Annotated in this window: 21 protein-coding genes; 10 read left to right on the top strand and 11 right to left on the bottom strand. The window is 69.6% G+C overall.

Annotated features, from left to right (window positions below; translation table 11 throughout):
• Positions 1-2 precede the first annotated feature (2 nt).
• Positions 3-2,777, top strand: coding sequence for an ATP-binding protein (locus tag NAG42_RS22165; RefSeq protein WP_250032682.1), 2,775 nt, complete (start codon positions 3-5; stop codon positions 2,775-2,777).
• 244 nt (positions 2,778-3,021) lie between these two features.
• Here NAG42_RS22165 and NAG42_RS22160 read toward each other — a convergent pair whose 3' ends face one another.
• The gene (locus NAG42_RS22160) at positions 3,022-3,834 is read right to left on the bottom strand and encodes an MBL fold metallo-hydrolase (RefSeq protein ID WP_250032680.1); all 813 of its coding nucleotides are present in this window, start codon (positions 3,832-3,834) and stop codon (positions 3,022-3,024) included.
• Between the two features lie 117 nt (positions 3,835-3,951).
• On the opposite strand from NAG42_RS22160, the gene NAG42_RS22155 reads away from it, so the two are divergent.
• From NAG42_RS22155 to NAG42_RS22130, 6 genes are all read left to right on the top strand, one after another.
• A complete protein-coding gene (locus tag NAG42_RS22155; protein WP_250032679.1) occupies positions 3,952-4,347 on the top strand; it encodes a DUF3592 domain-containing protein in 396 nt (131 codons plus the stop codon).
• A 365-nt stretch (positions 4,348-4,712) separates the two neighbouring features.
• Positions 4,713-5,378, top strand: a complete 666-nt coding sequence (locus NAG42_RS22150; protein ID WP_250032677.1) for a putative 2OG-Fe(II) oxygenase — start codon at positions 4,713-4,715, stop codon at positions 5,376-5,378.
• 106 nt (positions 5,379-5,484) lie between these two features.
• Entirely contained in the window at positions 5,485-6,549 is a 1,065-nt protein-coding gene (locus NAG42_RS22145; protein WP_250032675.1) for a cytochrome D1 domain-containing protein, read from the top strand.
• 104 nt (positions 6,550-6,653) lie between these two features.
• Positions 6,654-7,286 carry a hypothetical protein gene (locus tag NAG42_RS22140; protein ID WP_250032673.1) on the top strand — a complete coding sequence of 211 codons (633 nt, stop codon included), beginning with the start codon at positions 6,654-6,656 and terminating at the stop codon, positions 7,284-7,286.
• Positions 7,283-8,383 (top strand): DNA glycosylase AlkZ-like family protein, encoded by a 1,101-nt coding sequence (locus tag NAG42_RS22135; protein WP_250032671.1) that lies wholly within the window; start codon positions 7,283-7,285, stop codon positions 8,381-8,383. The genes NAG42_RS22140 and NAG42_RS22135 overlap by 4 nt, the downstream gene beginning before the upstream one ends.
• Positions 8,376-9,650 (top strand): MFS transporter, encoded by a 1,275-nt coding sequence (locus NAG42_RS22130; protein ID WP_250032670.1) that lies wholly within the window; start codon positions 8,376-8,378, stop codon positions 9,648-9,650. The genes NAG42_RS22135 and NAG42_RS22130 overlap by 8 nt, the downstream gene beginning before the upstream one ends.
• A 172-nt stretch (positions 9,651-9,822) precedes the next feature.
• Here the strand turns inward: NAG42_RS22130 and NAG42_RS22125 are convergent, their stop codons facing one another.
• The 10 genes from NAG42_RS22125 to NAG42_RS22080 form a co-directional block, all read right to left on the bottom strand.
• Positions 9,823-11,064 (bottom strand): family 16 glycosylhydrolase, encoded by a 1,242-nt coding sequence (locus tag NAG42_RS22125; protein WP_250032668.1) that lies wholly within the window; start codon positions 11,062-11,064, stop codon positions 9,823-9,825.
• A 212-nt stretch (positions 11,065-11,276) separates the two neighbouring features.
• The gene (locus NAG42_RS22120) at positions 11,277-12,725 is read right to left on the bottom strand and encodes a chemotaxis protein CheW (protein WP_250032666.1); all 1,449 of its coding nucleotides are present in this window, start codon (positions 12,723-12,725) and stop codon (positions 11,277-11,279) included.
• Positions 12,722-15,529: a methyl-accepting chemotaxis protein gene (locus NAG42_RS22115; RefSeq protein WP_250032663.1), complete on the bottom strand. Its 2,808-nt coding sequence runs from the start codon at positions 15,527-15,529 to the stop codon at positions 12,722-12,724. The genes NAG42_RS22120 and NAG42_RS22115 overlap by 4 nt, the downstream gene beginning before the upstream one ends.
• Positions 15,530-15,646: 117 nt before the next feature.
• Positions 15,647-16,840: an iron-containing alcohol dehydrogenase gene (locus NAG42_RS22110; RefSeq protein WP_284045744.1), complete on the bottom strand. Its 1,194-nt coding sequence runs from the start codon at positions 16,838-16,840 to the stop codon at positions 15,647-15,649.
• Positions 16,841-16,897: 57 nt separating this feature from the next.
• Positions 16,898-18,358 carry an NAD-dependent succinate-semialdehyde dehydrogenase gene (locus tag NAG42_RS22105; protein WP_250032658.1) on the bottom strand — a complete coding sequence of 487 codons (1,461 nt, stop codon included), beginning with the start codon at positions 18,356-18,358 and terminating at the stop codon, positions 16,898-16,900.
• A gap of 5 nt (positions 18,359-18,363) precedes the next feature.
• On the bottom strand, positions 18,364-19,440 hold the full coding sequence (locus NAG42_RS22100; RefSeq protein WP_250032656.1) for an ABC transporter ATP-binding protein: 1,077 nt from the start codon (positions 19,438-19,440) through the stop codon (positions 18,364-18,366).
• The gene (locus NAG42_RS22095; RefSeq protein WP_250032653.1) at positions 19,440-20,507 is read right to left on the bottom strand and encodes an ABC transporter ATP-binding protein; all 1,068 of its coding nucleotides are present in this window, start codon (positions 20,505-20,507) and stop codon (positions 19,440-19,442) included. Before NAG42_RS22095 ends, NAG42_RS22100 begins: the two co-directional genes overlap by 1 nt.
• On the bottom strand, positions 20,507-21,418 hold the full coding sequence (locus NAG42_RS22090) for a carbohydrate ABC transporter permease (protein ID WP_250032651.1): 912 nt from the start codon (positions 21,416-21,418) through the stop codon (positions 20,507-20,509). Before NAG42_RS22090 ends, NAG42_RS22095 begins: the two co-directional genes overlap by 1 nt.
• Entirely contained in the window at positions 21,418-22,368 is a 951-nt protein-coding gene (locus NAG42_RS22085) for a carbohydrate ABC transporter permease (RefSeq protein ID WP_250032650.1), read from the bottom strand. Before NAG42_RS22085 ends, NAG42_RS22090 begins: the two co-directional genes overlap by 1 nt.
• A complete protein-coding gene (locus NAG42_RS22080) occupies positions 22,365-23,750 on the bottom strand; it encodes an extracellular solute-binding protein (protein WP_250032648.1) in 1,386 nt (461 codons plus the stop codon). Before NAG42_RS22080 ends, NAG42_RS22085 begins: the two co-directional genes overlap by 4 nt.
• Positions 23,751-24,153: 403 nt before the next feature.
• On the opposite strand from NAG42_RS22080, the gene NAG42_RS22075 reads away from it, so the two are divergent.
• The 3 genes from NAG42_RS22075 (at position 24,154) to NAG42_RS22065 (ending at position 26,398) form a co-directional block, all read left to right on the top strand.
• A complete protein-coding gene (locus NAG42_RS22075) occupies positions 24,154-24,897 on the top strand; it encodes a GntR family transcriptional regulator (RefSeq protein ID WP_250032645.1) in 744 nt (247 codons plus the stop codon).
• A 90-nt stretch (positions 24,898-24,987) separates the two neighbouring features.
• Positions 24,988-25,557, top strand: coding sequence for a DJ-1/PfpI family protein (locus NAG42_RS22070; RefSeq protein ID WP_250032643.1), 570 nt, complete (start codon positions 24,988-24,990; stop codon positions 25,555-25,557).
• A gap of 19 nt (positions 25,558-25,576) precedes the next feature.
• The gene (locus NAG42_RS22065; RefSeq protein ID WP_250032641.1) at positions 25,577-26,398 is read left to right on the top strand and encodes an alpha/beta fold hydrolase; all 822 of its coding nucleotides are present in this window, start codon (positions 25,577-25,579) and stop codon (positions 26,396-26,398) included.
• Positions 26,399-26,437: the final 39 nt, after the last annotated feature.

Raw genomic sequence — 26,437 nt, 5'->3', positions numbered from 1 at the left:
CTATGCACACCGATGACCGAGTAGCCACCGCAACGCTGGTGGGCCGGCGCGCGGAGCGCGATGCGGTGGAGCAACTCCTGGACCGGGCGCGGGCGGGGCGCAGCGGGGCTCTGGTGGTGCGCGGGGAAGCCGGCATCGGCAAGACCGCGTTGCTGGGGCAGGCCCGGGAAACCGGGGCCCGGTGGGGGTTCCGGTTGGAATGCTCGGCCGGGGTCGAGTCCGAGACGCAGTTCGCGTTCGCGGGCCTGAATCAGCTGTGCGCGCCGCTGCTGGACCACGTAGGTGCGCTGCCCGATCCGCAGCGAGCCGCCCTGGGCGTGGCGTTCGGACTGCAGGGCGGTGCGGCACCCGACCGATTCCTGGTCGGCCTGGCCGTCCTGAACCTGCTGGCCGAGGTCGCGGAGGAGGGGCCGCTGCTGTGCCTGGTCGACGACGCGCAATGGCTGGATCAGGCGTCCGCGCAAGTACTCGCGTTCGTGGCGCGACGGGTGGCGGCGGAGCGGATGGCGTTGGTGTTCGCGCTGCGCGACCCTACGGACGACGACCTCCGCGCGTTCACCGGGCTCCCCGCGCTGCGCCTGGACGGGCTCGGTCATGCCGACGCCCGAGCATTGCTCGCCACCGCGGTCCACGCGCCGCTGGACGACCAGGTGCGCGACCGGATCGTCGCCGAGGCGCGGGGCAACCCCTTGGCGCTGCTGGAGCTGCCCCGAAGTGCCCCGCCGGCCGGATTGGCGGGCGGATTCGAGCTACCGGACGTGCGGAACGTCCCGCGCCGCATCGAGGAAGGCTTCCAGCGCCGCTCCGGCAGTCTGCCGGCCGAGACGCAACTGTTGCTGTTGGTGGCCGCAGCCGAGTCGACCGGCGACGTGGCCGTCCTGTGGCGCGCGGCCGCGCACCTGGGGATCGCCCGCGAGGCGGCCGCGCCGGCTGAGGCCGCCGGGTTGCTGGAGATCGGCACCCGGGTGCGGTTCCGCCATCCGCTGGTGCGCTCGGCGGTCTATCGGGCTGCCCCACCACCGGACCGCCGCCGGGCCCACCGCGCGCTGGCCGCTGCCACCGATCCGGACACCGATCCTGACCGGCGAGCCTGGCATCGTGCGCAGGCGGTGCCGGGCACCGACGAAGAAGTGGCCGCGGGGCTGGAGCGCTCGGCCGTCCGGGCGCGTGCCCGCGGCGGTTCGGCCGCGGCCGCCGCGTTCCTGCGGCAGGCGGTCGAGTTGACCCCAGAGCCGGCTGACCGTGCGAGACGGGCGCTGGAGGCCGCTCACGCCAAGCACGAGGCCGGCGCCTTCGAGGCCGCCCTGCAGTTGCTGACGATCGCGGCGGCCGGGCCGCTGGACGTTCTGCAACGCGCCCGCCTCGAGTTGCTGCGCGCCCAGGTCGAGTTTCACCTGACTCGCGGGAGCGAGGTGCCGGGGATGCTGCTGGAGGCGGCCCGGACGCTAGGACCGCTGGACGCCGCGCTGGCCCGGGAGACCTACCTGCACGCGTTCGAGGCGTCCTTCCACGCCGGTCGCCTCAGTCGCGGTCACGGGCTGCCGGCGGTGGCCGAGGCCGCCCGGTCCGCGCCCGCACCACCGGCGCCGCCGCGACCGGTCGACCTGCTGCTGGACGGGCTGGCCACGAGGTTCACCGGAGGGTACGAGGCGAGCGTTCCCACCCTTCAGCTGGCCTTGAAGACGCTGCGGAACCACGACTTCCGGGCTGACGACGCCAGCCACCGATGGCGGTGGCTGGCCTGCCACGTCGCAGCGATGCTGTGGGACGACGACGCGATCCACGCACTGGCCACCCGCGACGTCGAGCTCGCCCGCGAAGCCGGCACGCTGGCTACCCTCCCCGCCGCACTCAACGCCCTGGCCTCGGTGCTGGTGCTCACCGGCGAACTCGCCCGAGCCGCCGAGCTGTTCGCCGAAGAACATGCCATCACCGAGGCCACGGGGGCTCCGCCGCTGCCCAACGCCCGGCTCATCCTGGCCGCCTGGCGCGGCCGGCACGACGAAACCTTGCAGTTGTACGCAGCCATGGTCAAGGAGGCGACGGACCGAGGTGAGGGCGCGACGCTCGGCCTGGCCCAAGTCGCCTTGGCGGCGCTGCACAACGGCTTGGGCAACTACGACGAAGCACTGGCCGCCGCGACACCGCCGTGGGAGTACGACGAGTTGGCGTACAGCAGCATCGCGCTGCCCGAGCTGATCGAGGCGGCCGTCCGCGCCGGTCAGCCGGAGCGTGCAGCCGTCGCGCTGGAGCAGTTCGGCGTACGGGCTCGCGCCAGCGGCACCCAGTGGGCGCTGGGTCTGGAAGCGCGCTCGAGGGCGCTGCTCAGCAGCGGGCCGGCCGCCGAGAAGTACTATCGCGAGGCCGTCGAGCGACTCGAGCACTGCCGGATGGCCACCCACCTGGCCCGCGCCCACCTGGTGTACGGCGAGTGGCTGCGCCGCGAAGGCCGCCGCGACGAAGCCCGCGGACAACTCCGTACCGCTCACGAACTCCTGACGGGCATGGGCGCGGAGGCGTTCGCCGCGCGGGCCGCCCGCGAGTTGCGTGCTCTCGGCGAGCGTCCACGGGAGAGGAGCGCCCGGCCGGCCGACACCCTGACCGCCCACGAATTGCACATCGCGCGACTGGTAGCCACCGGGGCGACCTCCCGGGAGGTGGGTGCGCAGCTGTTCCTGAGCCCCCGCACCATCGAAGCCCACCTGCGCAAGATCTTCCGCAAGCTCGGCATCACCTCGCGCCGGCAACTCAGGGAACTGCGGCTCCACCGGCCTTGACCGTGCCCACGGTAAGGCGACGAACTGCACCACCATGATGAGCGGACCGGGGTGTGGACTCGGCCCGGGCCAGACCGCGGACCATCTCGCCGGCCGACAGCCAGGCGTAGTGCTCGACAGCACGCTGGGCGACAAAGCCAGTACCGCGAAGACGGCGCGGGCGTTCGCCGTCAGGTGGCGGTAGACGCCTTCGTTGTAGATCTCCTGGTCGGACTCGTCCCAGTGAGCAGCAGGGCCGGCGCGGTCAGGCCGGCGGCGGCGACCGGTGCAGGCGGTAGGGCTGGCCCGGGGCGAGCACCTGGATGCGCTGGGGGTGCTGGACCAGGTCGTACAGGGTCTGCGGGTTGCCGTTGAAGGGCGGAAAGTCGGGTGCGTCGACCGATCCCCAATGGTGCAGCAGCAGCGGCGTTCGGGGGTAGGCGTTGGCCATCCGCACAGCGCCGGCGAGTCCGAAGTGCCATTCGCTGTCGGAGAAGTCGAACAGCAGGGCGTCCGGTGCGGGTCTCGTGAGGTGGTGTTCGGGGATGAGCCGGGAGTCGCCGGGCGCCCAGATGGTGCCGTCGGGTGTGGTGATCCAGAACCCACAGGCATCCTCGGGCCGGAAGACGCGGTCGGCGGCGCCGGGGGCCTCGTTCTGCCAGGCGTGGTCGGCCGGCGTCACCTCGACACCGGCCGGACCGACGGTGAAGTCGCCGCCGATGTCGTGGCCATGCGCCGGGAGCCCCTGGCCGGTCATCAGGGCGGCGACGTATCGGGTGGAATGGTAGGCGCCGGTGACCTCGGCGAGGTCCCGGCAGGTCGGGACGCTGTAGTGGTCGTTGTCGCTGTGGGTGACCAGGACAGCGTCCAGGTGTGGCACGTCGGCGGCGATGACCGGCATCTCGATCATGATCGGCATGTCGAACCCCCGCAGCAGCGGGTCGATCATCAGAGTCGTGCCGCGGCTGTTGATCAGGAAGCCGGCCATGCCCAACCAGCGCAGGGTCGTGTCGTCGGAGGGCGCGAACGCGTCGGCACCGAACCGCTGCGTAGGTGGGGCTTTGGCTTGCTGCGGCATGGGCCGGCTCCTTCGGCGATGGGTGGACTGCTCACCTGACGATGCCATCGCCAATCGCCTTTCGGCACTCTGTGCCTGGTGATATAGCAGTGGTACGGCGGGTGGCATCATGCACTGATGAATCCGGGTGGCGTCCTCATGTTGGTCGTGGGCTTGGCCGTGGGCGCTTTCGGCGTGGTGCGGATGCTGGGGAGCCGCCGGTTGCGGCGGACAGGTGTCGCGGCGGTGGGCACCGTCGTCCGCCATGAGGAAACGAGCGACGACGGCCCGATCTACCAGCCGGTTGTGGCCTTCGTCGACGAGGGTGGCGGCGAGCACCAGTTCACGGCCGCCATGCGTACGAGCTGGCGGGTTCACCGCGTCGGGCAGCGGGTTCCGGTGCGGTATCCGGCGGGCCGGCCGGGCGCCGCGGAGTTGGTCTCGGGGACACACGCGGCAGTGGTGGCCGGTCTGCCGCTGGCCTTCGGCGTGGTCTTCGCGCTGTTGGGCCTGTTCTGGTCACTTCAGGGTTGACGGCCGGCGCAGCGTCGCCTGTCACCGACTCGGCTTGAACCTGGGCACGGCGACACCTGCCGCCCGGGCCGTCGCGGACGCCACCACGTCGCTGCTGGCCGACGCGGAGATCCGGGGAACGTCGCCCGGCTGGTGAAGGGCACGAACGCCTGGCTCTCGGCTGACCGCACGGGCGGGGCGGAGATCCCGGGCAGGTGGCGGGCCTTTCGATCATTGAATACAAGATTTATCTTCCGGAGCGCTTCGTGTTTCCCCCAGTGCTCACGGTAATAGTTGGCATTGACAGCGGCTGACCGAGTGTTAGCCTGATCCGTGGCGGCCAGCCAATAACGTCGATCAATGGCTTATCTCATCCGACACGGGGGATGACATTGAGTTCTGAGAGCAACGGCGCCAAGCTGCTCAATCTTTTCGCCACTCCGGCGGCTCGCGTACCCTGCCCTTTCGGCACCGAGATCAACGAGGCGCTGACCAATGCCGTCCGTCGCCGGATGACCACCGAGGTCAAAGATCTCGCCTTCAAGTCGGAGACCGTCGGCAACCTCACCGACTGGGACGACCCGGCCGTCGACCGGCTGACCGGGTGGATGCTGGGCGTGGCGCGGACGTTCGTGGAGACCGTGCGGCGCGAGCCGCTGCACGAGGCGGTGGGCGCCAAGACGGCCACTGACGTGCAGATTTTGCCCCAGCGGAGCTGGGCGAGCATCTATCGTGGCGGCGACCACCACTCGGCCCACAACCATCCCAACACGGCGATCGCGGCCATCTATTACGTGGCGTCGGCGAGCACCTGCGAGCTCGACCTGTTCGATCCGCGGGTCAACGTGGACCTCTTCGACCCCGGCATCACCTTCGCGAGCGAGGGCCAGATAGTGCGGATCTCCTCCCGGCCGGGCGAACTCGTCCTGATTCCCGGGTGGATGAAACACGCCGTTCCGCAGTACGGCGACGCCGACGTGCGCATTTCTATCGCCTGGAACCTGGCTTACGCATTCGGCGAGGAAGTTCATCTCAAACCCGCTGGGGACTGAATCTCGTACGGCATTCGTCCATTCTCTCGGAAAGGAGATGGTCGCGAAGAAAGCTGCCCGGATCGCGAACCGCAAAGGCGCCATCAATCCAGTTTAGGAGCTTTTCGTGCCGATCGAAATCTTCTCCACCGACACCGACTCCGGCCAGATCTCCGTCGTCCGCAAGGACGCGGACGGCTACACGAATGTCACCGCCATCCCGGTGGGCAACGCTCCCCGCGGGAGCGTCAAGTTCACCCGTGACGGGCGGGGCTTCGTGTCCAACACCTCGACCAACTCCGTTTCGGAGATCGATGCCCTCACGCACCGGGAGGTGGCCCGGATCAGCGTGGGCTCCGGCCCCCGGGGCATCGGTATCCTGCCCGGCGACCGCTACATGCTGGTCTCGAACTCCGGCTCGAACACCGTCTCCATCGTCGACCTGGAGTCCCGCGAGGAACTGACCCAGGTCGCCGTCGGCCGTGACCCCCGGCACATGGCCATCGTCGGCGACTTCGCCTACGTGTGCATCTGGGGTTCCGGCTACCTCGCGAAGATCGACATCGCCGGCCTGCACAACGGCGACGTCACCAACGTGCGCGAGATCGCCCGGATCCGCATCCAGGAGAACTCGCACCCGTACAGCCTGAACGTCGACCGCACCGGCCGGTACGCGCTGGTCGCCTGCAACTCGGTCGGCTACGTGCCGGTCATCGACCTGACCACCGACAAGGTCGTGCACCGGGTCGCGGTGACGAGCCAGGGCGGCCGCGCGGTCGCGTTCTCGCCGGACAACCGGTTCGCGCTGGTGACGCTGGAACGCGAGTCGACGGTCGCGGTCATCGACATGTCCACCTTCGAGGCGACCCGGTACCTGCCGGTCGGTCCCTCGCCGCGTGGCATCGCCGTCGACGAGAACGACTTCACCATCTACGCCGCGGCGTTCGCCCGTGGCACTGTGATGCACGCCGGCCAGCCCGGCAGCGCGCCGCACGCGATCACCGTGGTCAAGATGGACGGGGTCGACCTCAGTACGGACGAGGAGACCGGCGGCCGGCCGGTGTTCGACGACATCCAGGTCGGCTTCGGCCCGTGCAGCGTGTCGCTCTTCGACACCGACCGGGTCAGCCTGGACAACGTCGACATCGACGCGAAGCACGTCGCGGACAGTTCGGTAGGCTCGGCCGGCTGAGAGCGGCGCCGGTCCTGGAGCGACAAGAGGACGAGGGAGCGATCAGACGACGAGGGGACGTCGCCGGTGGGGGATCACCGGCGACGTACCCATGGAAGGACGGCATGAAATTTGTACGCCTTCAGCCGTGGGCGGTTCTGCCTGAGCGGCGCACGGTCGACCTCGACGCGGCGAAGGAGCGGGAACGTCTCTACCGGGAGAACTTCCGCCATCTGCGGGCCGCCCGCCAGCCCGAGTTCTGCGCGCCCTGGGTCCTCGGTCAGCGCGTCGGCTGGCGGATCCTCAGCCCGGTCGACGTGACGGTCGCACCGCTTCCGCAGGTCGAGATCTCCGGGGAGGAGACCGAGGCCGCGGCCGCGGCGGTCGGCCGGAGCGAAGTCTGGCTGCGCAGCGGTACGGCGCTGGCGATGGACCGTCCGCCGTGGCTGCACCTGTACGAGTTCCGTGACGGCGACGGCTGGGGGAGCATGTTCGTGCCGAACGGCCAGGGCACCGTCGAATGGCGGATGGGCTGGTCACCGGACGACTTCCAGCCGATGTCGGTGCTGGTCTTCCCCAGCGAGGACCTGCCGGACCTCGGCGTCATGGTGGGTGTGCTGACCCCGGCGTCCTTGGACCGGATGCACGGCACCGGCTTCAGCATCGCCATTCAGCCCCGCCGCGAGCTGGGCATCCGCCGCGGTCAGGAGATCGCGCGGATCGTCCTGGTCGGTCCCGAGTCACTGCGAGCGTCATGACCGCCACGCTGACGGCGGCCGAGGCGCGCAGCGTCGCCATCGCCGCCCAGATCCTGGACGAGCCGACCCGGTCGGCGACGACCGTGTTCGACCGGCTCGGGTGCGTCCAGATCGACTCGATGTCGGCCGTACGCCGGTCCCACGAGCTCGTGCTGCTCAGTCGGGGCGTCCCGCTCGACGTCGTGCTCCAAGTCGGCACGGCGGCCGGCGAGGGCGCCACCTTCGAGGGCATGGCGCACGCGTTGTCGCTGGTCGCTATGGACCTGTGGCCGGCCTTCGGCTTCCGCCGCCGGCACATCAGCGCGCACGGCTGGCGCGGACCGGCGGTGGACTTCGCCGCCGTCGAGGTCGCGCGAGCCCGGCTGGAGGCCGACGGCCGGGTACGGCTGCGCGACTTCGGCGGCATGAAAGGCAGCGGATGGGAGCGCGACTCGCCCTACCGCTGGGCACTGGAGTGGCTCGCCGCCACCGGCGGAGCGGTCTGCGCCGAGCGCGACCGCTGGGAGCGCGTCTACTGCCGGCCCGACCTGGTCATCCCACCGGACGTACGGGCGGTGGAACTGAACGACGACGAGTGCGTCGCGCGCCTGTGCCGCCGGGCCATCGACGCGCTGGGGGTGGCCACCACCAAGGACGTGGCCGACTACTTCCGGATCCACGCCACCACCGCCCGCACCGCGCTGGCCGGCCTCGGGCTGGAGCAGGCGGCGGTGGCCGGCTGGAAGGACCCGGTGTGGCTCGCCCCCACCGCCGATCCCACCAAGAAGATCATCGAGGATGCTCCGAACCCGTTGTCCCCCTTCGACCCGCTCGTGTGGACCAGGGATCGTCTGCTGCGGATCTTCGGCAAGGACTACCGTCTCGAGGCCTACAAGCCAGCTGCCAAGCGCGAGTTCGGCTACTTCGCGCTCCCGATCCTGCTGGGCGACGCGATCGTCGGCCGGATCGCGCTGCGCCGGCGCGGTGACGTGCTCGTGATGGAGAACGGTGAGGTCGACGCGGGCCTCCCGGCCGGAGTCATCGACCGGAGCGCCGAGATCGTGGCCCGATGGACCGGGAGCAAATCCATCGCGTACGAAGGACGTGACCATGACTGAGCCGACCGGTTTCCTGTCGCTCCTGCGCGACAGCCGCGTCGCCGGCATCATCGGGGCCGTATCGATCGGCCGCCTCGCCGCCGGCATGGTCCCGTTCGGCATGATCGCCATCTACACCAGCAAGAATGAGCTGGGCTGGGCGGGCGGGTCGTTCGCGGCGTTCCTGATCGGGGCGGCCGTGGCCGGGCCCCACAAGGGCGCACTGGTCGACCGGTTCGGTGCGCGCCGCATGCTCGTGCCCATGGCGGTCGCCTTTGCGGTGGTCGCCACCGCGGCCGCCTTGCTGGCCCAGCACGGCGGCGTCGGCGCTTATGCCGCTGCCCTGGTCCTGACGGCGTCGGCGGCCATCCTCGCGCCACCCAACAGCGCGGTCCTGCGCTCGGTGTGGACCGAGGTGGCCGGCCCGGACGCCGGGAAGAACACCCGGTTGCATGCGCTCGACTCGGTCGTGGAGGAGGCCACGTTCGTGGTCGCGCCGTTGCTGACCTCGGGGATCTGGCTGGTCGTCGGCGCCCAGTGGGCGGTCATCGCCGGCGGCCTGTGCGCCCTGGTCGGCACAGTGTGGTTCCGCGGTCTGATCCACCGGATCGGCGCCCACCGGGTCTCGACCGGCAGCCGGCCACCGGGCGACCGCCCCCGGCAACGCACGATCGGGGTGCTGCTCTCCCGCAACGGGGCCGCGCTGCTCGTCCCGATGATCGCGGTCGGCCTGGCGATGGGCGCGCTCAGCGTGGGCTATCCGGCCTGGGCCCTGCGCCACGCGAACGCCGAACTGGCCGGCGTGCTGGTGGCGCTGGACTCGGTGGGCGGCATCCTGGCCGGGATCGTCTACGGCCACCTCTCGAGCCGGCGCCCCGGGCCGTGGGTGCGGTACTTCACCGGCATCCTGATCCTCTGCACCGGCGTCCTAGTGGTCGCCGTCAGCCAGACGATCCCGGTCGTCGTGATCGGCAGCTTCCTGGTCGGCGCCGCCCTGACACCGATGTACATCGTGGCCTACACCCTTGTCGGCGCGGCCTTCCCCGACGACCGGCACACCGCCGTCAACGCCGCCATCGGCTCGTCCTACAACCTCGGCTCGGGCGTGGCGGCCCTGGCCGCCGGCGCGGCCCTGGGCATCTGGTCGCTGCCCGCCACGCTGATCGTGGTGGCGCTGGCCACCCTGGCCCTGGGCGCGATCGCCCTCCTGGGCCGATCCACCTCAGCGCCGGCCCCGGCCCCGGCCGGTGCCGGTCCCGCCCCGCCGGCCGAAGCGGATGTGCTGTAGCGCGGCGCGTTCGCCGAGTGGGCGGGGCGCCCTCGAGACGTTGCGCGGAGGTGGTCGTGCCGGGCCCGCAACGACACTCCGTTGACCCGGCGGCCGAGCCGATCGATGCCGCGCCGGAATCGAAAACGCCGGCCGCCCACGAGGGCGGCCGGCGTTCACGTTGCTGAGCGGGTCAGGCGCGCGCCCACTTCTGGTTGGAGCCGCCGGAGCAGTCCCACAGTTGGAGCTGGGCGCCGTTGGCGGTGTTGCGATCCTTGAGGTCGACGCACTTGTTCGCGGAGACGTTCACGAGGTCACCCGAGTCGGACAGGGTGAACCGCTGCACGGGGTTGCCGTTGCAGCCGACCAGTTGGATCGGTGTGCCGTTGGTCAGAGCGCCACCGGCCGGGTCCATGCACTTGCCCAGGGAGCGCATCGTGCCGTCGCCGTTCGCTGCCCACTGCTGCGCCGCGGTGCCGTTGCAGTCGTACGTCTGCAGGCGCGCCCCGTCGACCGCGTTGCCGCCGGGGATGTCGATGCAGCGGCCGCTCAGGCTCGACTTGAGCGCTTTGCCGCCACTGGCGGGCGGCGGAGCAGGCGTGCCGGCCGAGGTGCTGACGTGCACGTAGTCGATCAGCATCCGGCTCTCGTTGGGCAGGCCGGCCGGGTTGCCCTGGCCGAAGTTACCGCCGACGGCGAGGTTGAGGATGATGAAGAACGGGTGGTCGAAGACCCAGCGCGCGCCGTTCTTGGCCGCCGCCAGGGAGGCCGGCGTGGCCCGGAAGTATTCCTGGCCGTCCACGGTCCAGACGATCTGAGTGGGTGACCAGTCCACGGCGTACGTGTGGAAGGCCTGATACCACGGCGAGCCGGCGACGAGGCTGCCGCCGAACGATTCGCCGCCGGAGTAGCCGGGGCCGTGCAGGGTGCCGAAGAGCCGGTTGGGGTCCCGGCCGACGACCTCCATGATGTCGATCTCGCCGTCGGTCGGCCAGTTGCCGCCGCCGAGCATCCAGAAGGCGGGCCAGAGGCCGGAGCCGTTGGGGACCTGGATGCGGGCCTCGACGTGCCCGTACTGCTGGGTGAACTTGCCGGCGGTCTGAATGCGGCCGGAGGTGAACTGGCAGGTGCCGTTCCAGCAGTCGTTGTGGCCACCGCTGCCCTTACGGGCGGTGATCACCAGGTGGCCCTGGCCGTCCATGGCGACGTTGCTCGTGCCGCTGTTGTAGTACTGCAGCTCCTGATTGCCGAAGCCACTGCCACCGGTGTCGAAGTTCCACTTCGACGAGTCGACGCCGGAGCCGGCCGCACCGTTGAAGTCTTCGTTCCACACCACAGCCGCTTCTGCTGTGTCGCTCCTGGAGGCGACGGTCAAGCCGGCGCTCAGGGCCACCGCGATGACGGCCGCGCCGATGAAAAGCCTTGATCTACGCATCGGGGATTCCTCGGGGGAGGGGATGGGATAGCCGGCGCCCGATGTCCAACCTCGGCCGCCTGCCGTCACCGTAACCACCGGACGGCCGACCCGGCCTGACTGTTCGTGCTGGCTTAAGGCAGCGTTAAGCAGATGTGGCCGAACCGGCAGACTTTCTACCCGTGGTTCAAAAAACCGTTATCCCCCGATTCGGCGCCGGCGTCATCGACTGGTCACAGCGCGGCGGCCAGGCCCAGCAGGTCGATGTGCGGCAGTGTCCGCCGCCGGCCGCCTTCGGTCACTTCGACCAGCGGGCTGGAGGACAGCGGGGCCTCGGGCCGGGTGGTCCGTTGCCCGGGCTCTTCCTCCCAGACCGTCTGCTCGATCGCTTGCAGGTGCGGCACGACGAAGCCGACACAGCCGGACGGGGTCAGGACGACCAGGACCCGGGCCGGCGGGCCGTCGGCGGGCGGGACGTGGCCGACCATGGTGGTCAGGCAGACCAGCGGGATGACCCGTCCCCGGTGCGTGAAGACCCCGCGCACCCCGGGGAAGGGCCCGGCCAGCGGGACGATGTGCTCCGGGTAGGGCAGGATCTCGTCGATCTGGTCGAGCAGGGTCGCCACGTCCACGCCGGCGTTGTAGGTGAGGAATGTCCGCGGGGTGAAGGCGGCCTCGGCGTTGGCCGTGCCGATGTCCTGCTCCGTGCCGGTCGCGATGCCCAGCGCGGCCAGCGCGCGCAGGCCGGGGTCGCGCCGCAGTTTCTCCTCGTCCAGGATCAGGTAGAGACGATCGCCGTGACCGGTCACGATGCCGGTCAGCGCGTCGGGTACCGATACGGCGAACGGGGGCAGCGGGAGGATCTCGTTGTCCGGCACCGCGACGATCTGTTCCACCTCGGTGACCGCGAAGACCAGCAGGCCCTCGTCGAAGCTCAGGGCCACGCCGCGGTCGGCCCGGGCCGTGTTCAGGTCACCCAGGCCGAGGTGCATCAGCGGGTCCAGCACCGGGACCTCGTAGTCACCGATGGTCACCACGCCCAGGACCGCGCCACCGGTCATCGGTGACGGTCTCACCCGCAGTTCGGGGATGACCGAGTGGACCCGGTTGACGTCGATGCACAACCCGATCGCCGCGGTGTTGAGCAGGATGATGGTGCGCCGCGGGGCGGCCGCCCCGGTGTTCTCGTCGAGGTCGTCGCCGGTGCGGGGCTCGATGACGCGCACCGCCGGCAGGCCCGGCAGCCGGCGGACCGCCGCGCTGTTCAGCAGGCTCACCACGCTGCCGTCCTCGGGCCGTTCGAAGACGTCGGTGGTGAGCCCGGCGCTGTCGGTGGGAACAGCCCGTGCGGCCCGGTCGACCACTCCCCGGACGTCGCCGGCGAGCAGGCCGAAGATGTGGTCCTCGTGGATCACCACGACGATGATGTCCATCGGCGCGTCGTCGCCGGCGATCCCCATGGCAGGCCGCAGGTCGAGCACCGGTACCACCTGGTGGCGAAGGTTCACCGCGCCGATCAGACCCGCGGCGCCGGCCGCCAGCGGTTCGAAGGTGACCGGCCGCGGGATCACCTCCCGCAGTTCCTCCAGCGGCAGGGCGAGCTGGAAATGGCCGATCGCGAAGACACCGTACTTGCCGTCCCGGGTGTCCTGACCGGCGCGAACCAGGTCGGTGGCGGTCACTGCACGTCGCTGGTCAGCTCGACGATCAGGGATTGGACGGTCTGCGACTCGTTCTGCTGGTCGTCGGTGCCCGTCGTGATGCGGCCGATGGTCTCGCTGGTGCGGTCGACGCTGACCAGGATCTCGTTGAAGGCCTCCTGAGCCCGGCGCGACACCTGGGCGCCCTGCTCGACCCGGGCCGCCGACTCCTTGATCAGCCGGCCGATCTCCCGGGCCGCCTCCGACGAGCGTTCGGCGAGCTTGCGGACCTCACCGGCCACGACGGAGAAGCCGATGCCGTGCTCACCAGCCCGGGCGGCCTCGATCGAGGCGTTGAACGCCAGCAGGTTGGTCTGGCCGGCGATCTCACCGATCACCTGCACGATGGAGGCGATCTCGCCCGCCGACTTCTCCATCAGTTCGATCGTCTCGATGGAGTTGGCCACCTCCTTGTTGCCGCGTGTCGCGTTGGCCAGCGTCTGCTGGGCCAGTTCATCGGCCAGCCGGGCGTTGGTCACGATCTGCTCGGTGGAGGCGCCCAGCCGATCGATCGACTCGTTCATGTCCTCGGACTTGTCGGCCAGGCGCTCGCGCAGGCGCACCTGCTGGGTCACGTCGTAGGCGTACTTGACGACCTTGGTCGGCTCACCCTTGAGGTCGAGGACCGGGTTGTACGCGGCCTTGAGGTACACGGTCCGGCGGAACTTGCCGACCCGCTCGAACTCGCCGGCGATGAACTCGCCCCGGCTCAGCCGCAGCCAGAAGCCCCGGTACTCCTCGGAGACGACGTACTCCTGCGTGCAGAACATGCTGTGGTGCTGACCGACGATCTCCCGCAGCGAATACCCGGTGGTCTGGAGGAAGTTGTCGTTGGCCCACAACACGTTGCCCTCGAGGTCGAACTCGATGACGGCCTGGGCCTGGTTGATCGCCTTGACCTTGCTCTCGAACTCGGCGTTGCGGGTCTTGGTCTCGGTGACGTCGAGCGCGAACTTCACGATCTTGAACGGCTTGCCCTGGACGTCGTAGATCGGGTTGTAGCTGGCCTGGATCCAGATCTCCCGGCCGTCCTTGTCGACCCGCTTGTACTCGCCGGACTGGAACTCGCCGCGTCGCAGCCGGTCCCAGAAGGCCCCGTACTCCTCACCGGCCACGTCATCCGGATCAACGAAGATCTTGTGATGCTTGCCGCGAATCTCCTCGATCGAATAGCCGGTCAGGTCGAGGAAGTTGCGGTTGGCCTCGAGGACCTTTCCGTCGAGATCGAATTCGACGACCGCCTGCGATCGGCTGATCGCGTTGACCTTGCCCTCGAACTCGGCGTTGCGCATCTTGGCCGCGGTGATGTCGGTGGCGAACTTGACCACCTTGACCGGCCGCCCGTTGAGATCGAAGATCGGGTTGTAGGTGGCGCTGAGCCACACCTCGCGGCCACCCCGCCCGACCCGCATGTACTCGCCGGACTCGAACTCGCCGCGGGCCAGCCGGTCCCAGAAAGCGCGGTATTCGTCGCTGGTGGCGTCCTTGGGAGTCACGAAGATCCGGTGGTGCTTGCCCTTGATCTCGTCGATGTTCGTGTAGCCCATGGTCTGCAGGAACGACCGGTTGGCCCGGATGACCGTGCCGTCGAGCTCGAACTCGATGACCGCCTGGGCGCGGTCGATGGCGTTGACCTTGCCCTCGTACTCGGCGTTGCGCATCTTGGCCGCGGTGACGTCGGTGGCGAATTTGACCACCTTGAACGGCCGTCCGTTGAGATCGAAGATCGGGTTGTAGGTGGCGCTGAGCCACACCTCGCGGCCGCCCTTGCCGATCCGCTGATACTCGCCGGACTCGAACTCACCCCGGGCCAGGCCCTGCCAGAACGCCCGGTAGGCGTTGCCGCGGGCCTCCTCGGGCGTGACGAACATGCGGTGGTGCTTGCCGAGGACCTCGTCGAGGCTGTATCCGACGGTCTGCAGGAAGTTCTCGTTGGCGTCCAGGATGTTGCCCTCGAGGTCGAACTCGATGACCGCCTGCGCCTTGCCGATCGCCTTGACCTTGCCCTGGTACTCGGCGTTGCGCAGCTTCGACTCGGTGACGTCCATGGCGTACTTGATGATCTTGAAGGGGCGCCCCTCGAGATCGAAGATCGGATTGTACGAGGCGCGCAGCCACAGCTCCCGGCCGCCGCGACCGATCCGCTTGTACTCGCCCACCTCGAACTCGCCCTGCGCCAGCCGCTCCCAGAATTTGAGGTACTCGGGGCTCTCGGCGTACTTCTCCTCCACGAACATGCGATGGTGTTCGCCGACCACGTCGCCCAGGGCGTAGCCGGTGAGGTTGAGGAAGTTGTCGTTCGCGGTGAGGATCACGCCGTTGAGGTCGAACTCGATCACCGCCTGGGCCCGGTCGATGGCGGCGCCCTTGCCGCGCAGCTCCGCCATCTGGCGCCGGTCCTCGGTGATGTCGTACGCGGTGACCAGGATCGACTCCGGCTCCCGGCCGGGCTCACCGATCGGGCCGACGTTGAACCGGAGCCAGCGCTGCCGGCCGCCGGAGTCGATGATCGGGTTGACCTGCTCGATGGTCTTGCCGCTGCGGGCCTGATCGAGCAGGTTGTCGACCACCTGCGAGGGCAGCCGCCACAGGGCCTCGAGCCGCTGACCCACGACCTCACGCGGCGGCCGGTCGGTGGTGTCCAGCACCTTCTCGTTGAGCATGCTGATGACGCCGTTCTTGGCGTTCAGCACCACGATCAGCCGCTCGGAGGTGAGCAGCCGGAAGGCCGACTGCTGCAGGGCCTCCGAGGCGTCCGCGTCGAGCATGAAGGACGGATGCGACACAGCGAGCTCTCCTCGAAAGGGCTGAGCGAAGTGGGTCTCCTCACTTTCCTTCGGCCGCGGTCCGGCCCGCCTTAGCAGCCAGGCCGAAGCGGTCGGCGAATGCAGCCGCGCTCGGCGCTACTGAGTCAGGACGTGCCGGCTTCGGTCCCCGGTCCAGGCCGCTTCGAGGATCGCGGTCAGGCTCGCGGTGTCGGTCGGGCCCGGATGGTTCTGGATCAAGCGGGTGACACCACCGGCCATCTCCGCGAAGCGCGGCAGGTCGGCGCGGGCCACGCCGATGTCGGCCAAGGTGGGCGGGATGCCGATGTCGGCCAGCAGCTCGTCGAGCCAGGTGAGGAAACTGTCCGCGGCCTCGGCGTCCGAGGCGTCGGTCACGTCGAGCCCGCACACCCGGGCGAGGGTGGCCAACCGGTTGCCGATGGCATCCCTGGCCGCGTCCAGGGCATAGGGCAGGAGCAGCCCGACGCCCAGGCCGTGCGGCGTGTGCGTGGCCGCGCCGATGGGGTACTGGAGGGCGTGCGGGGCCGCGTTGCCCGCGTGGGCGAAGGCGAGCCCGGCGAGCATGGACCCATAGGACATGTCCGCGCGGGCGTCCGTGTCGCCTCCGTCCCGGACCACGCGGCGCAGGCTCCGGGCGATCCGCTCCACGGCCCGGAGCGCGTAGTGGTCGGTGATCGGGTTGCGGCCGAGGAAGACCTGCTCGACCGGGTCCCGCGGTCCGTGCGGCCGCGGTCGCGCGGTGTAGCTCTCCACCGCGTGGCAGAACGCGTCGATGCCGGAGTGGGCGGTGACGGTCGCGGGGCAGGTGTAGGTGAGTTCGGGGTCGACGATGGCGAAGTCGGGCACGATGTGGACGCTGGAGACTCCCACCTTCAGTTCGCGGTCGGGGTCGGTCAGCACCGAGACCGGTGTGAGCTCGGAACCGGTGCCTGAGGTCGTCGGCACCGCGATGAGCGGAATCGTCGGCCCCGGCACCTTCGACTCGCCGTAGTAGTCGTGCGGCGTCCCACCGTGGCGCCGGATGACGCCGACGATCTTGGCGAGGTCGATCACCGTGCCACCCCCGATGGCGAGGATCACGTCGGCGTCCACCGCGGCGGCGACGGCGACGGCCAGGCCGACATCGGCCAGTGGCACGTCCGGGGTCGCGTCCGGGAACACCTCGAGGACCTCGACCTTTTCCCGTACGGCGGCCACGATCGCCGCCACGCCCGGCTGCCCCAGGAGTACCCGGTCGGTCACGACCAGGACTCGTGAGCCCATCTCGGCCACCACTCGTGGGATGTTCTGCGCGACTCCTTCGCCCACCATCACTTGGCGTGGTCCGCGGACGGTCTCAAGCATGTCGGTGCCTCTCAGAAACGTCGGTCACGGGAGGTCGATCGCCGCGTAGGTGAGGTCGAGGTACTCGAGGATGCCCTCGTGCGATCCCTCCTTGCCGATCCCGGACTGCTTCACGCCTCCGAACGGAGCCGACGGGTCGGAGATCAGGCCACGGTTGACGCCGAGCATCCCCGTGGCGAGCCCCTCGGTGAACCGGAGCGCCCGCTGGAGGTCACCGGTGAAGACATAGCCGACCAGGCCGTACTCGGTGTCGTTGGCCTTCGCCATCACCTCGTTGTCGGACGTGAACCCCATGATCGGCGCCACCGGACCGAAGATCTCCGCCCCGAGCATCAGCGCATCGCCGGGCACGTCGACCAGGACCGTCGGCGGATAGAAGTGGCCCGGCCCGTCCGGACGCCGGCCGCCCACCAGGACCCGGGCGCCGCGATCGACCGCGTCCGCGACCAGCTTGTCGATCTTGGTGACCGAGGCCTCGTCGATCAACGCCCCGACGTCCACGCCGTCGTCGAGACCATGGCCCATCGACAGCGCGCCCATCCGCTCGGCGAAGCGCGCCGTGAACTCCTCGCGCACCGGCTCCTCGACGTAGATCCGGTTGGCCGCGACGCAGGACTCCCCGATGTTGCGCATCTTGGCCACCATGGCGCCGTCGAGCGCGACGTCCAGGTCGGCGTCGGCACACACGATCAAGGCCGCGTTGCCGCCCAGTTCCATGGAGGTGCGCAGCACGTTGTCCGCGGCCTGCCGGAGCAGCACGCGCCCGACCTCGGTCGACCCGGTGAACGAGAGCTTGCGGGTTCGGCTGTCGGCCAGGAGTGCGGAGACCACCTCGCCGGCCCGCTTGGTGGTCACCACGTTGACGACGCCCGCGGGAACGCCGGCCTCTTCCATGATGCGGGCCAGCAACAGCATGGTCAGTGGCGTCTGGGCGGCCGGCTTGGTGATCGTCGTGCAGCCCGCGGCCAGCGCCGGAGCGATCTTGCGGGCACCCATGGCCAGCGGGAAGTTCCAGGGCGTCACGAAGACGCACGGGCCGACCGGCTTGGGCACGGTGAGGATGCGATATCCACCTGTGGGAGCAGTGCTGTAGCGCCCCTCGACCCGCACCGCCTCCTCGGCGAACCACCGGAAGAACTCGGCGCCGTAGGCCACCTCGGCCCGGGCCTCGGCGAGCGGCTTGCCCATCTCGAGCGTGATCAGCCGGGCGACCTCGTCGGAACGCTCGGTCAAGGCCCGGTACGTCGCGGTCAGCAACTCCGACCGCTTCCGCGGCGGGGTCCCCGCCCACTCCGCCATGGCCCCGGTCGCCGCGTCCAGAGCGGCGAGCCCGTCACCGACGCCGGCGTCCGCCACCTCGGCGATGGTCTTGCCGGTGGCCGGGTCCTCGACGGCGAAGGTGGCTCCGCCGGCGGCGTCGCGCCAGGCGTCGCCGATCCGGAGCCGCCGATGCTCGGGCGCCAGGGCGTCCATCGGGTCACTCATCGCGGTCACCGCCCGGCCTGCGACAGCGACCGGCCGGTGCCCGCGTCGAACAGATGCGCACGGTCCAGATCGACCGTGACCTGGAGCCGCTCGCCCTGCGTACCGGTGACGGTGGGCCGGGCCTTGACCTTGAGGATCTCCGTTCCTACCCGGACGTCGACCACCGTCCGGTCACCGAGCGGCTCGAGCCCGTAAAGCTCTCCGGGCAACGACGCGTCCCCACGCTGCTCGACGGACAAGTCTTCCGCGCGCAGGCCCAGCAGCAGCGCCCGACCGTCCTCGGCCGTGGTCCAGCGGGGCCGCGGCAGCGTCCAGCCTTGCGCACCGACCAGACGATCTCCCTCGGCATGGCAGGCGAGCAAGCTGATCGGCGGGCTCCCGACGAATCCGGCGACCCAGCGGTTGGCCGGCCGTTCGTACACCTCGGTCGGTGTTCCGACCTGTTGCACCTTGCCCTCCTGCAGGACCGCGACCTGGTCGGCCATGGACAGGGCCTCGACCTGGTCGTTGGTCACGTAGACGAAGGTCGCTCCGAGGCTGCGGTGGATGCGGGTGAGCTCGGTGCGCATCTCGACGCGCAGCTTCAGGTCGAGGTTGGTCAGCGGCTCGTCCATGAGAAACGCGCGCGGGCTGCGGACCAGGGCCCGGGCCAGGGCGACCCGCTGCATCTCACCGCCCGACAGCTGCGCGGGGCGGCGCTGCAGCAGACGTTCGATGTGCAGCAGGCTCGACATCCGTTCGACGGCAGCGGCGATCTCGCTCGAGGAGCACCGGCGTGCCCGCAGCGGTGAGGCGATGTTCTCGTACGCCGTGCGCCGTGGGTAGAGGGCGTAGTTCTGGAAGACCATGGCCAGGTCACGGGCGGCCGGGGTGTCACCGGTCGCGTCCCGCCCGTCCAGATGCACCGACCCGGCGTCGAGCTTCTCCAGACCGGCGATGGCTCGCAGGGTCGTCGTCTTGCCTGCCCCGGAGGGTCCGAGCACGACGAAGAACGAGCCGTCCGGCACATCCAGCGTCACCCCGTCCAGGGCCTGGACCTTGTCGAAGGACTTACGCAGCCCGTGCGCTGCCACGGTTCCCATCAGGCCACCAGCTCTTCCGTGCTCACGTCGTAGACCGCCGGGGTCCCGCCGGTGTGCCGCAGCCCGACCGGTGCGTCGGTGGCGAAACGGACGGTCGGTGCCATCCGCACCCGGGAGTCGCGCCGGCCGCCGTGGTCGACCACGTAGATGATTTCGTCGCCCAGCCACTCCGCCGAGACCACGCGGGCCGGGACGGAATGTTGCGCCCCCGCTTCGGTGACCTCCAGGGCCTCCGGCCGGACGCCGGCGACCAGGCGGCGGTCGCGCGGCAGACCCGGCGGTGGCGTCAGGACCAGTCCGCCCGGACTGCGCAGCTTCCCGTCGGCCACCTCGACGTCGATCAGGTTCATCGGCGGGGAGCCGATGAACGCGGCGCAGAAGAGGCTCGCCGGACGGTCGTAGACCTCCAGCGGCGTACCGATCTGCTCGACCCGGCCCTTGTTGAGGATGGCGATCCGGTGACCGAGCGACATCGCCTCGACCTGGTCGTGGGTGACGTAGACCATCGTTGTCCCCAGTTCCCCCTGCAAGTGCTTGATCTCCGTACGCATGTCCGCCCTCAGTTCGGCGTCGAGGTTGGTCAGCGGCTCGTCCATGAGGAACGCGCGCGGTCGTCGCACCAGGGCGCGGGCGAGCGCGACACGCTGCTGCTCCCCGCCGGACAGCCGGCTCGGCCGGCGGTTCAGGAGTGGGCCGAGCCGCATCAGCCGGGCCGCCTCGTCAACCCTTTCGCGCACCTCGGCCTTGGGCAGTCCCTCGGCCCGCAGCGGGAAGGCGAGGTTGTCGCGGGTTCTCAGATGCGGGTAGAGAGCGTAGAACTGGAACACCATGGCGATGTCGCGCTCGGCGGGCGGCAGGTCGTTGACCAGCGTGCCGCCGATCCGGATGTCGCCCGCCGTCTGCTTCTCCAGGCCGGCTACGGCCCGCAGCGTGGTCGTCTTGCCGCACCCCGACGGGCCGAGCATCACGAACAGCTCGCCGTCGCGGATCGAAAGGTCCACCTGGTCGACCGCGACCGTGCCGTCCGGGTAGCGCTTGTGCAGGGCGGTCACCTCGATACCGGCCATCAGCGTCGCACCGCCCCGAGCGTCACACCGGCGACTAGGTGTTTGCGCACCAGGTAGGCGAAGACGAGGACCGGCAGGGCGAACACCACGGAGGCGGCGGCCACGAGACCCCAATCCACTGTGGTGCCACCGATGAGGCCGGCGATGGCGGGTGGGGCCGTCCGCACCTCGTCGCTGGAGGTGAGGAAAATGGCGAACACGAATTCGTTCCACGAGAAGATGAGGGCGAAGACCGCCGTCGCGGCGATGCCGGGCACGAGCAGGGGGAGGGTGAACTTCCGGAAGGCCTGCAAGCGGGTGTAGCCGTCGAGCATGGCGGCGTCCTCGTACTCGGCCGGCACCTCGTCGACGAACCCCTTCATCATCCAGATCGTGAAGGGGACGTTGAACGCGGCGTAGATGAGGATCAGGCCGAGCTTGCTGTCGATCAATCCGACCTGGCGGTACATGAGGAAGATCGGGATCACCACCACCACGGGCGGCATGAACCGGGTGGACAGGATGAAGAACAGCTGGTCCTTCTTGGCCTTCACCGAGAAGCGGGAGTAGGCCCAGGCCGCCGGGACCCCCAGCACGGTGGCCAGCAGCGTGGAGACCCCGGCGACCACGACCGAGTTGAGGAACGAGACGGACAGGGCCGAGCGACCGCCATCGGGGGCGACGAACACGTCCCGGAAATGGTCCAGGGTGACCGTGAAGTCGAAGAACTTGGCCGGGATGGCATAGACGTCGCGGTTCTCCTTGATGGACGTCTCCAGCATCCACAGCGCCGGAAAGAGCATCACGGCGGCCAGCACGACCAGCAACGCGAGCTCCAGCACGGAGCGGCCCCGGCCGCTGCGGCGGCGCGTGGGGGCCGGGTGATCCCGGACCGGGCCGGGGGACACGGCCTCGTCGACGGAGACGGCCATCAGTCCTCCTTGAGCTTGTTCAGATAGCGCAGGTAGAGCTGCGTGAGGACGATGACGACGAGGACCATGAGAATCCCGTACGCCGAGGCGGTTCCGGTGTTGAAGCCGAGGAACGCGACCTTGTAGACGTGGAACGACAACGTCTCGGTGGAGACCCCGGGCCCTCCGTTGGTGAGGATGTAGACGAGGTCGAACAGCCGGAAGGCCTCGATGGCCCGGAACAACACGGCGATGAGCAGCAGCGGCCACACCAGCGGCAGAGTGATGGTGCGGAACCGGAACCACTCGGACGCCCGGTCGATCGAGGCGGCCTCGTAGAGGTACTTGGGCACCGCGGTCAGGCCGGCCAGCGCGATGAGCATGATGAACGGCGTCCATTGCCAGGTGTCGACCACGATCAGCGAGATCAGTGCCGTCCGCTGCTGGGTGAGCCACTCCACCTGTCCCAGGCCGAGCGAGCCGAGGATGCTGTTGATCACGCCGAACTGGGCGTCGAGCATGAAGCGCCAGAACAGCCCGACCACGACCGGCGACAGCATCATCGGGACCAGGAAGAGAGTGGTCAGCAGTCCTCGCCCATGCGTGCGCCGGGAGATCAGATACGCGATGGTGAAACCGAGCACGGTCTGCAGGACGACCGCGCCGACCACGTAGATCAACGTCGTCAGGGCCCGCAGATGGACCTGCGCCGACGTCAGAATCGCGGTGTAGTTCTCGAACCACACGAAATGAGCGGGCCCGCCGCGGGTGGCCGAGTAGTCGGTGAAGGACAGGTACAGCGCCCACAGCAACGGGAACACCGACATGGCCAGCAACAGCAGCAAGGCGGGCGCGATGAAAGCCACGGCGAGCCGGCGGTCGCTCAACCAGCGGGACCGGCCCCGGGCCGGCGGTGTCGCGGACGCCACCGGCCCGGGGTTGTCGGTCGTCAGAGGGACGGTGTCACTCACAGCCCGCCGCCGCCCTTGCGGCTGCCGGAGTCGAGCACGCTCTGCTGCTCCTTGGCGATGTCGTCGAGTGCCTCCTTCGGCTTCTTGGCGCCGTTGAGAGCCGCGTTCACGTTGGTGTTCTCGATGTCGACGAGGCGTGCGTACTCCGGCACGTTCCACATGTCCCGCATCCGGGGAACCGAGTCGGCGTAGACCTTGTTGAACGGCCCGGCGTTGAGGAACTCGGGTGACTCCAGGGCATCCGTACGCGACGGCACGCCGCCGGCCGCGGCCCACTTCTTCTGGATGTCGGGCTGCTCGAACCACTTCATGAAGTTCAGGGCCTCGGCCTGGTTCGCCGCGGAGGAGTAGGCCGACACGTGCATCCCCATGCCGCCGAGAGGCACCAGGTTCGTCTTCTGGGTCGGCAGGGTGGCGAAGCCCAGCTTGTCGAGGATCTGCTCCCGCGTCTTGCCGAGCGTGGACTCCTTCGGGTCGAGCAGGCCGCCGCTCGCGGCGATCCAGTTGAACGCGATGCAGGCCTTGCCCTGGGCGACCGACGCGTTCACCTCGTCGATGAACCAGTTGCCGGAGCCCTTGGCGGTCAACGGCTTCATCTTGTTGACCAGGACGTCCATCGCCTCCTGGCCCGCGGCGTCGTTCATGACGCCGTCGATCTTGCGCGTCTTGGCGTCCCAGAGGTTGCCGCCGTAGATGCCGTTGACCGTGTTGTAGGTGACGGCCGCGGCGTCGGAGCCGTTGGCCTGGTGGAAGGACAGACCGCTGACGCCCGGGTTGTCAGCCTGGCACTTCTCGGCGGCCGAGATCATCTCGTCCCACGTCTGCGGTGGCTTGTCGCCGATCAGGTCCTTGCGGTAGATCATCGTCCAGGTGTCGCCGAGCAGCGGCAGCCCGTACAGGCTGGCGTTCTCGTCACGGCGGCCGGTCTCCGCCTGGGGGAACTGACCGTAGGCGGCCAGCAGGTAGGGGTTGTAGGCGGCGACGTCGATGTTGTTCTTGACGAAGTCGGTGAGGTCGAGAATGTTGCCGTTCGTGACGGCCTCACCGATGTGTTGCGAGTCCAGGATCGCGATGTCGAAGTCGGTCTTGTGCGCGGCGAATTGGGTGAACATCGCGTCGTGCCAGTTCGCGTTCGGCACGGTGTTGACCTTGATGGTCGCGTTCGGCCGGACCTTCTTGTACTCCTCGTTCGCGAAGGCCTCCAGCGCTTGGGCGGGGGGCCACTCGAACCAGATGAAGCTGAGGGTCAGCGGGTCCTTGGTGAGCTCCGGGATGGTCGCCGGCGCCTTGGGGGCGCTCGCCTTCGCGTCGTTGTCCTGGCCGTCGCCACAGGCCGCCACGGTGGTGGCCATCAGCAGCAGGGCCGCGGTGGCCAGCTGCACCTTTCGACCAGGACCGGACCATCGTCCTCTTCGCGTCGGATACCGCATATCTCTGCCTGCTTTCTGGGAGGGGACTTCTGCGGCCTCGCTGGTTCTTCGCCGAGCAGTTGCCGGGTTTTCAGGCGTGCGGCGGCGCAGTCGCGGGGCTGCGTACCGGCGTCACGGGCACGCCGCGGCGTACGGGGTCTCGCTGCCGTCGGGAAGGGCGCCGGTCCCTGTGCGGCCCGGTGGCAACCGCGCGGGACGTCGAGCATGCTGACGGGTGCTGCAGATGATCAAAGGAGATGCAGGACGAAGATCATCCGTCACTTTTCCTATACGATCTGGTGGGCGTCAGCATGTCGCAGCGTTGTGACCGATGTCAACAGGCTCGCGATGACGCAAGAAAGGACCTCACGTCACGATGGACGACGAAGCGATGATCGCGCCGGACGGCCGGGCGACGACGGGCGGAACGCCGCCGGGAAGATCTCGTGGCCGGCTGGCCGACGAGGTGTACGACACGCTGCTCGGACAACTGATGTCGCTCCGGATCGAGCCGGACTCCCGCGTCACCATCGACGTCCTCGCGCGAGAGCTGGGGGTCTCCCAGACGCCGATCCGCGACGCGCTGAACCGCATGGAGGCCGAGGGGCTGGTCGTGCGGGTGCCCCACGCCGGCTACCGCATTCCGCCGCAGATCACCCGTCATCGATTCGAGGACATGCTCGAGGTCCGCCTCCTCCTCGAGCCGGCGGCGGCGCGCCGATCCGCCGAGCGCGCGTCCCCGGAGCAGGTGGGCGGTCTGCGGCGGATGCTGAAGGAGATGGCCGAGCTCGAGGGGAGCAGCGGGTCCCTGGCCTACGGCGCCTTCGGGCTGCGCGACGCCGCCTTTCACGATCTGGTCGCCCTGAGCGCGGAGAACCAGGTGATCCGCGAAACGCTCGCTCGTCTGCACAGCCACGTGCACCTGTTCCGGCTGCACCGCGACACCCAGGTCACCCACCTGGCCATGGCCGAGCACGAGGAGGTGGTGGCCGCGATCGCCGCCCGTGACCCCGACGCGGCGGCCTATGCCATGCGCCGGCACATTCTGCGGTCCGGCGACCGTTTCCGGCGATTGTTCGACGAGGTCAAGGACGCGGACGCGGTGACAGTGGAGGCTTGACGGTCGGGCCGGGGCGGGGAATGCTGACGTGACCGGGATCGGATCGGATTGGATCCAGGCCCACCCGCCCCGAGATGCGAGGAGAAGCAGGTGCCCCGAGCGCTGCTCCTGACCGGCGACGCCGCCGAGGAGCTCGACACCATGTATCCCTACTATCGCGTGCAGGAGGGCGGCTGGGACGTCGACGTCTCGTCACGGACGATGCGTGACGTGCAACTGGTCATCCACGAGTTCGACCCCGACTCCGACGCCTATGTGGAGAAGAACGGCCGGAAGCTGCCGGTCGACGTGCCCTGGGCCGAGGTCGACGTCGAGCGCTATGACGCCCTCATCATCCCCGGTGGACGGGCCCCCGAGTGGATCCGGGTCGACGCCGACGTCCGGCGCATCACCGAGCACTTCTTCGCCCGCAACCTCCCCATCGCCCTGGTGTGTCACGGCGCGCAGGTGCCGGCGGTGTACGGGCTGTTGAAAGGCCGGAAGACAGCGTGCTTCCCGCCGATCACCGGTGACATGGAGAACGCGGGCGCGACGGTCATCGACGCACCCGACGTCGTGGACGGCAACCTCGTCTCCTGCCGGGGCTGGCCCGACATGCCGCAATTCGGCCGGGCGATGATGGAGGTCTTCTCCAAGGCCGTCACCTCCCCCTCGGCATGAGCACACCGGCCCGGCCCCGGTGACGGCACCGCGGACCGTCACGGTCGACGGATCGCCCATCCACGTCCAGGAGAGCGGTTCAGGGCCCGCGGTGCTGATGCTGCACGGCTCCGGACCCGGCACGACCGGGTCCGGCGCCTGGGCGGCGACGGCGCAGGCGCTGGGTCCGTCCTGGCACGTGGTGGCTCCCGACCAGGCCGGATTCGGCGATACACCCGTTCCGGCGGGCTCCCGGGGTGGGCTCCGGCTGTGGGTGGGACAGGCCGCGGAACTGATGGATGCGCTTGGTGCCGAGCGCTACGCGGTGGTGGGTCACTCCATGGGCGGCGCCGTGGCGCTGGCGTTGGCGGCCGCCCGCCCCCAGCAGGTCACCCGGGTCGTGGCGGTCTCGACGATGGGCGCCCCCGGGGCGCCGCTCTCGGCCGATCTCGAGGCGATCTGGGCCGCCCCCGCCGGCCCGCTCGGGGCCCGGGACATGCTGAGTCGCCTCGTCCTCGATCAGGCGCTCGTGACCGATGCGGCCGTCGATGCCCGGGCCGCCGCGATGCGAGCGGGGGCGGGCGCGTTCGCGTCGCTGTTCCCTCCGCCCCGGGCCCGGTGGGTCGACGATCTCACCCTCTCGGCGCAGACGCTGGCCGCGGTCCGTGCGCCCGTGCTGCTCGTCCATGGCGCCCAGGACCGGATCACCCCGCTCGGGACGGCCGCCCTGCCCCTGCTCGACCATCTGCCCGATGTCCGTCTGCACGTGCTCGGCCGATGCGGGCACGTGCCGGCGATCGAGCACCCGCACGAGTTCCGGCAACTCCTGTCGAGCTTCCTCCACCGGGACCGAGGTCACTGATCGCGGCCGGGCTGGGCCGGCGACTCGGCGCCGGCCCAC

The sequence above is a fragment of the Paractinoplanes maris genome (assembly GCF_023544465.1).
GTDB lineage: Bacteria > Actinomycetota > Actinomycetes > Mycobacteriales > Micromonosporaceae > Actinoplanes > Actinoplanes maris.
This window is presented reverse-complemented; position numbering and strand designations above follow the sequence as displayed.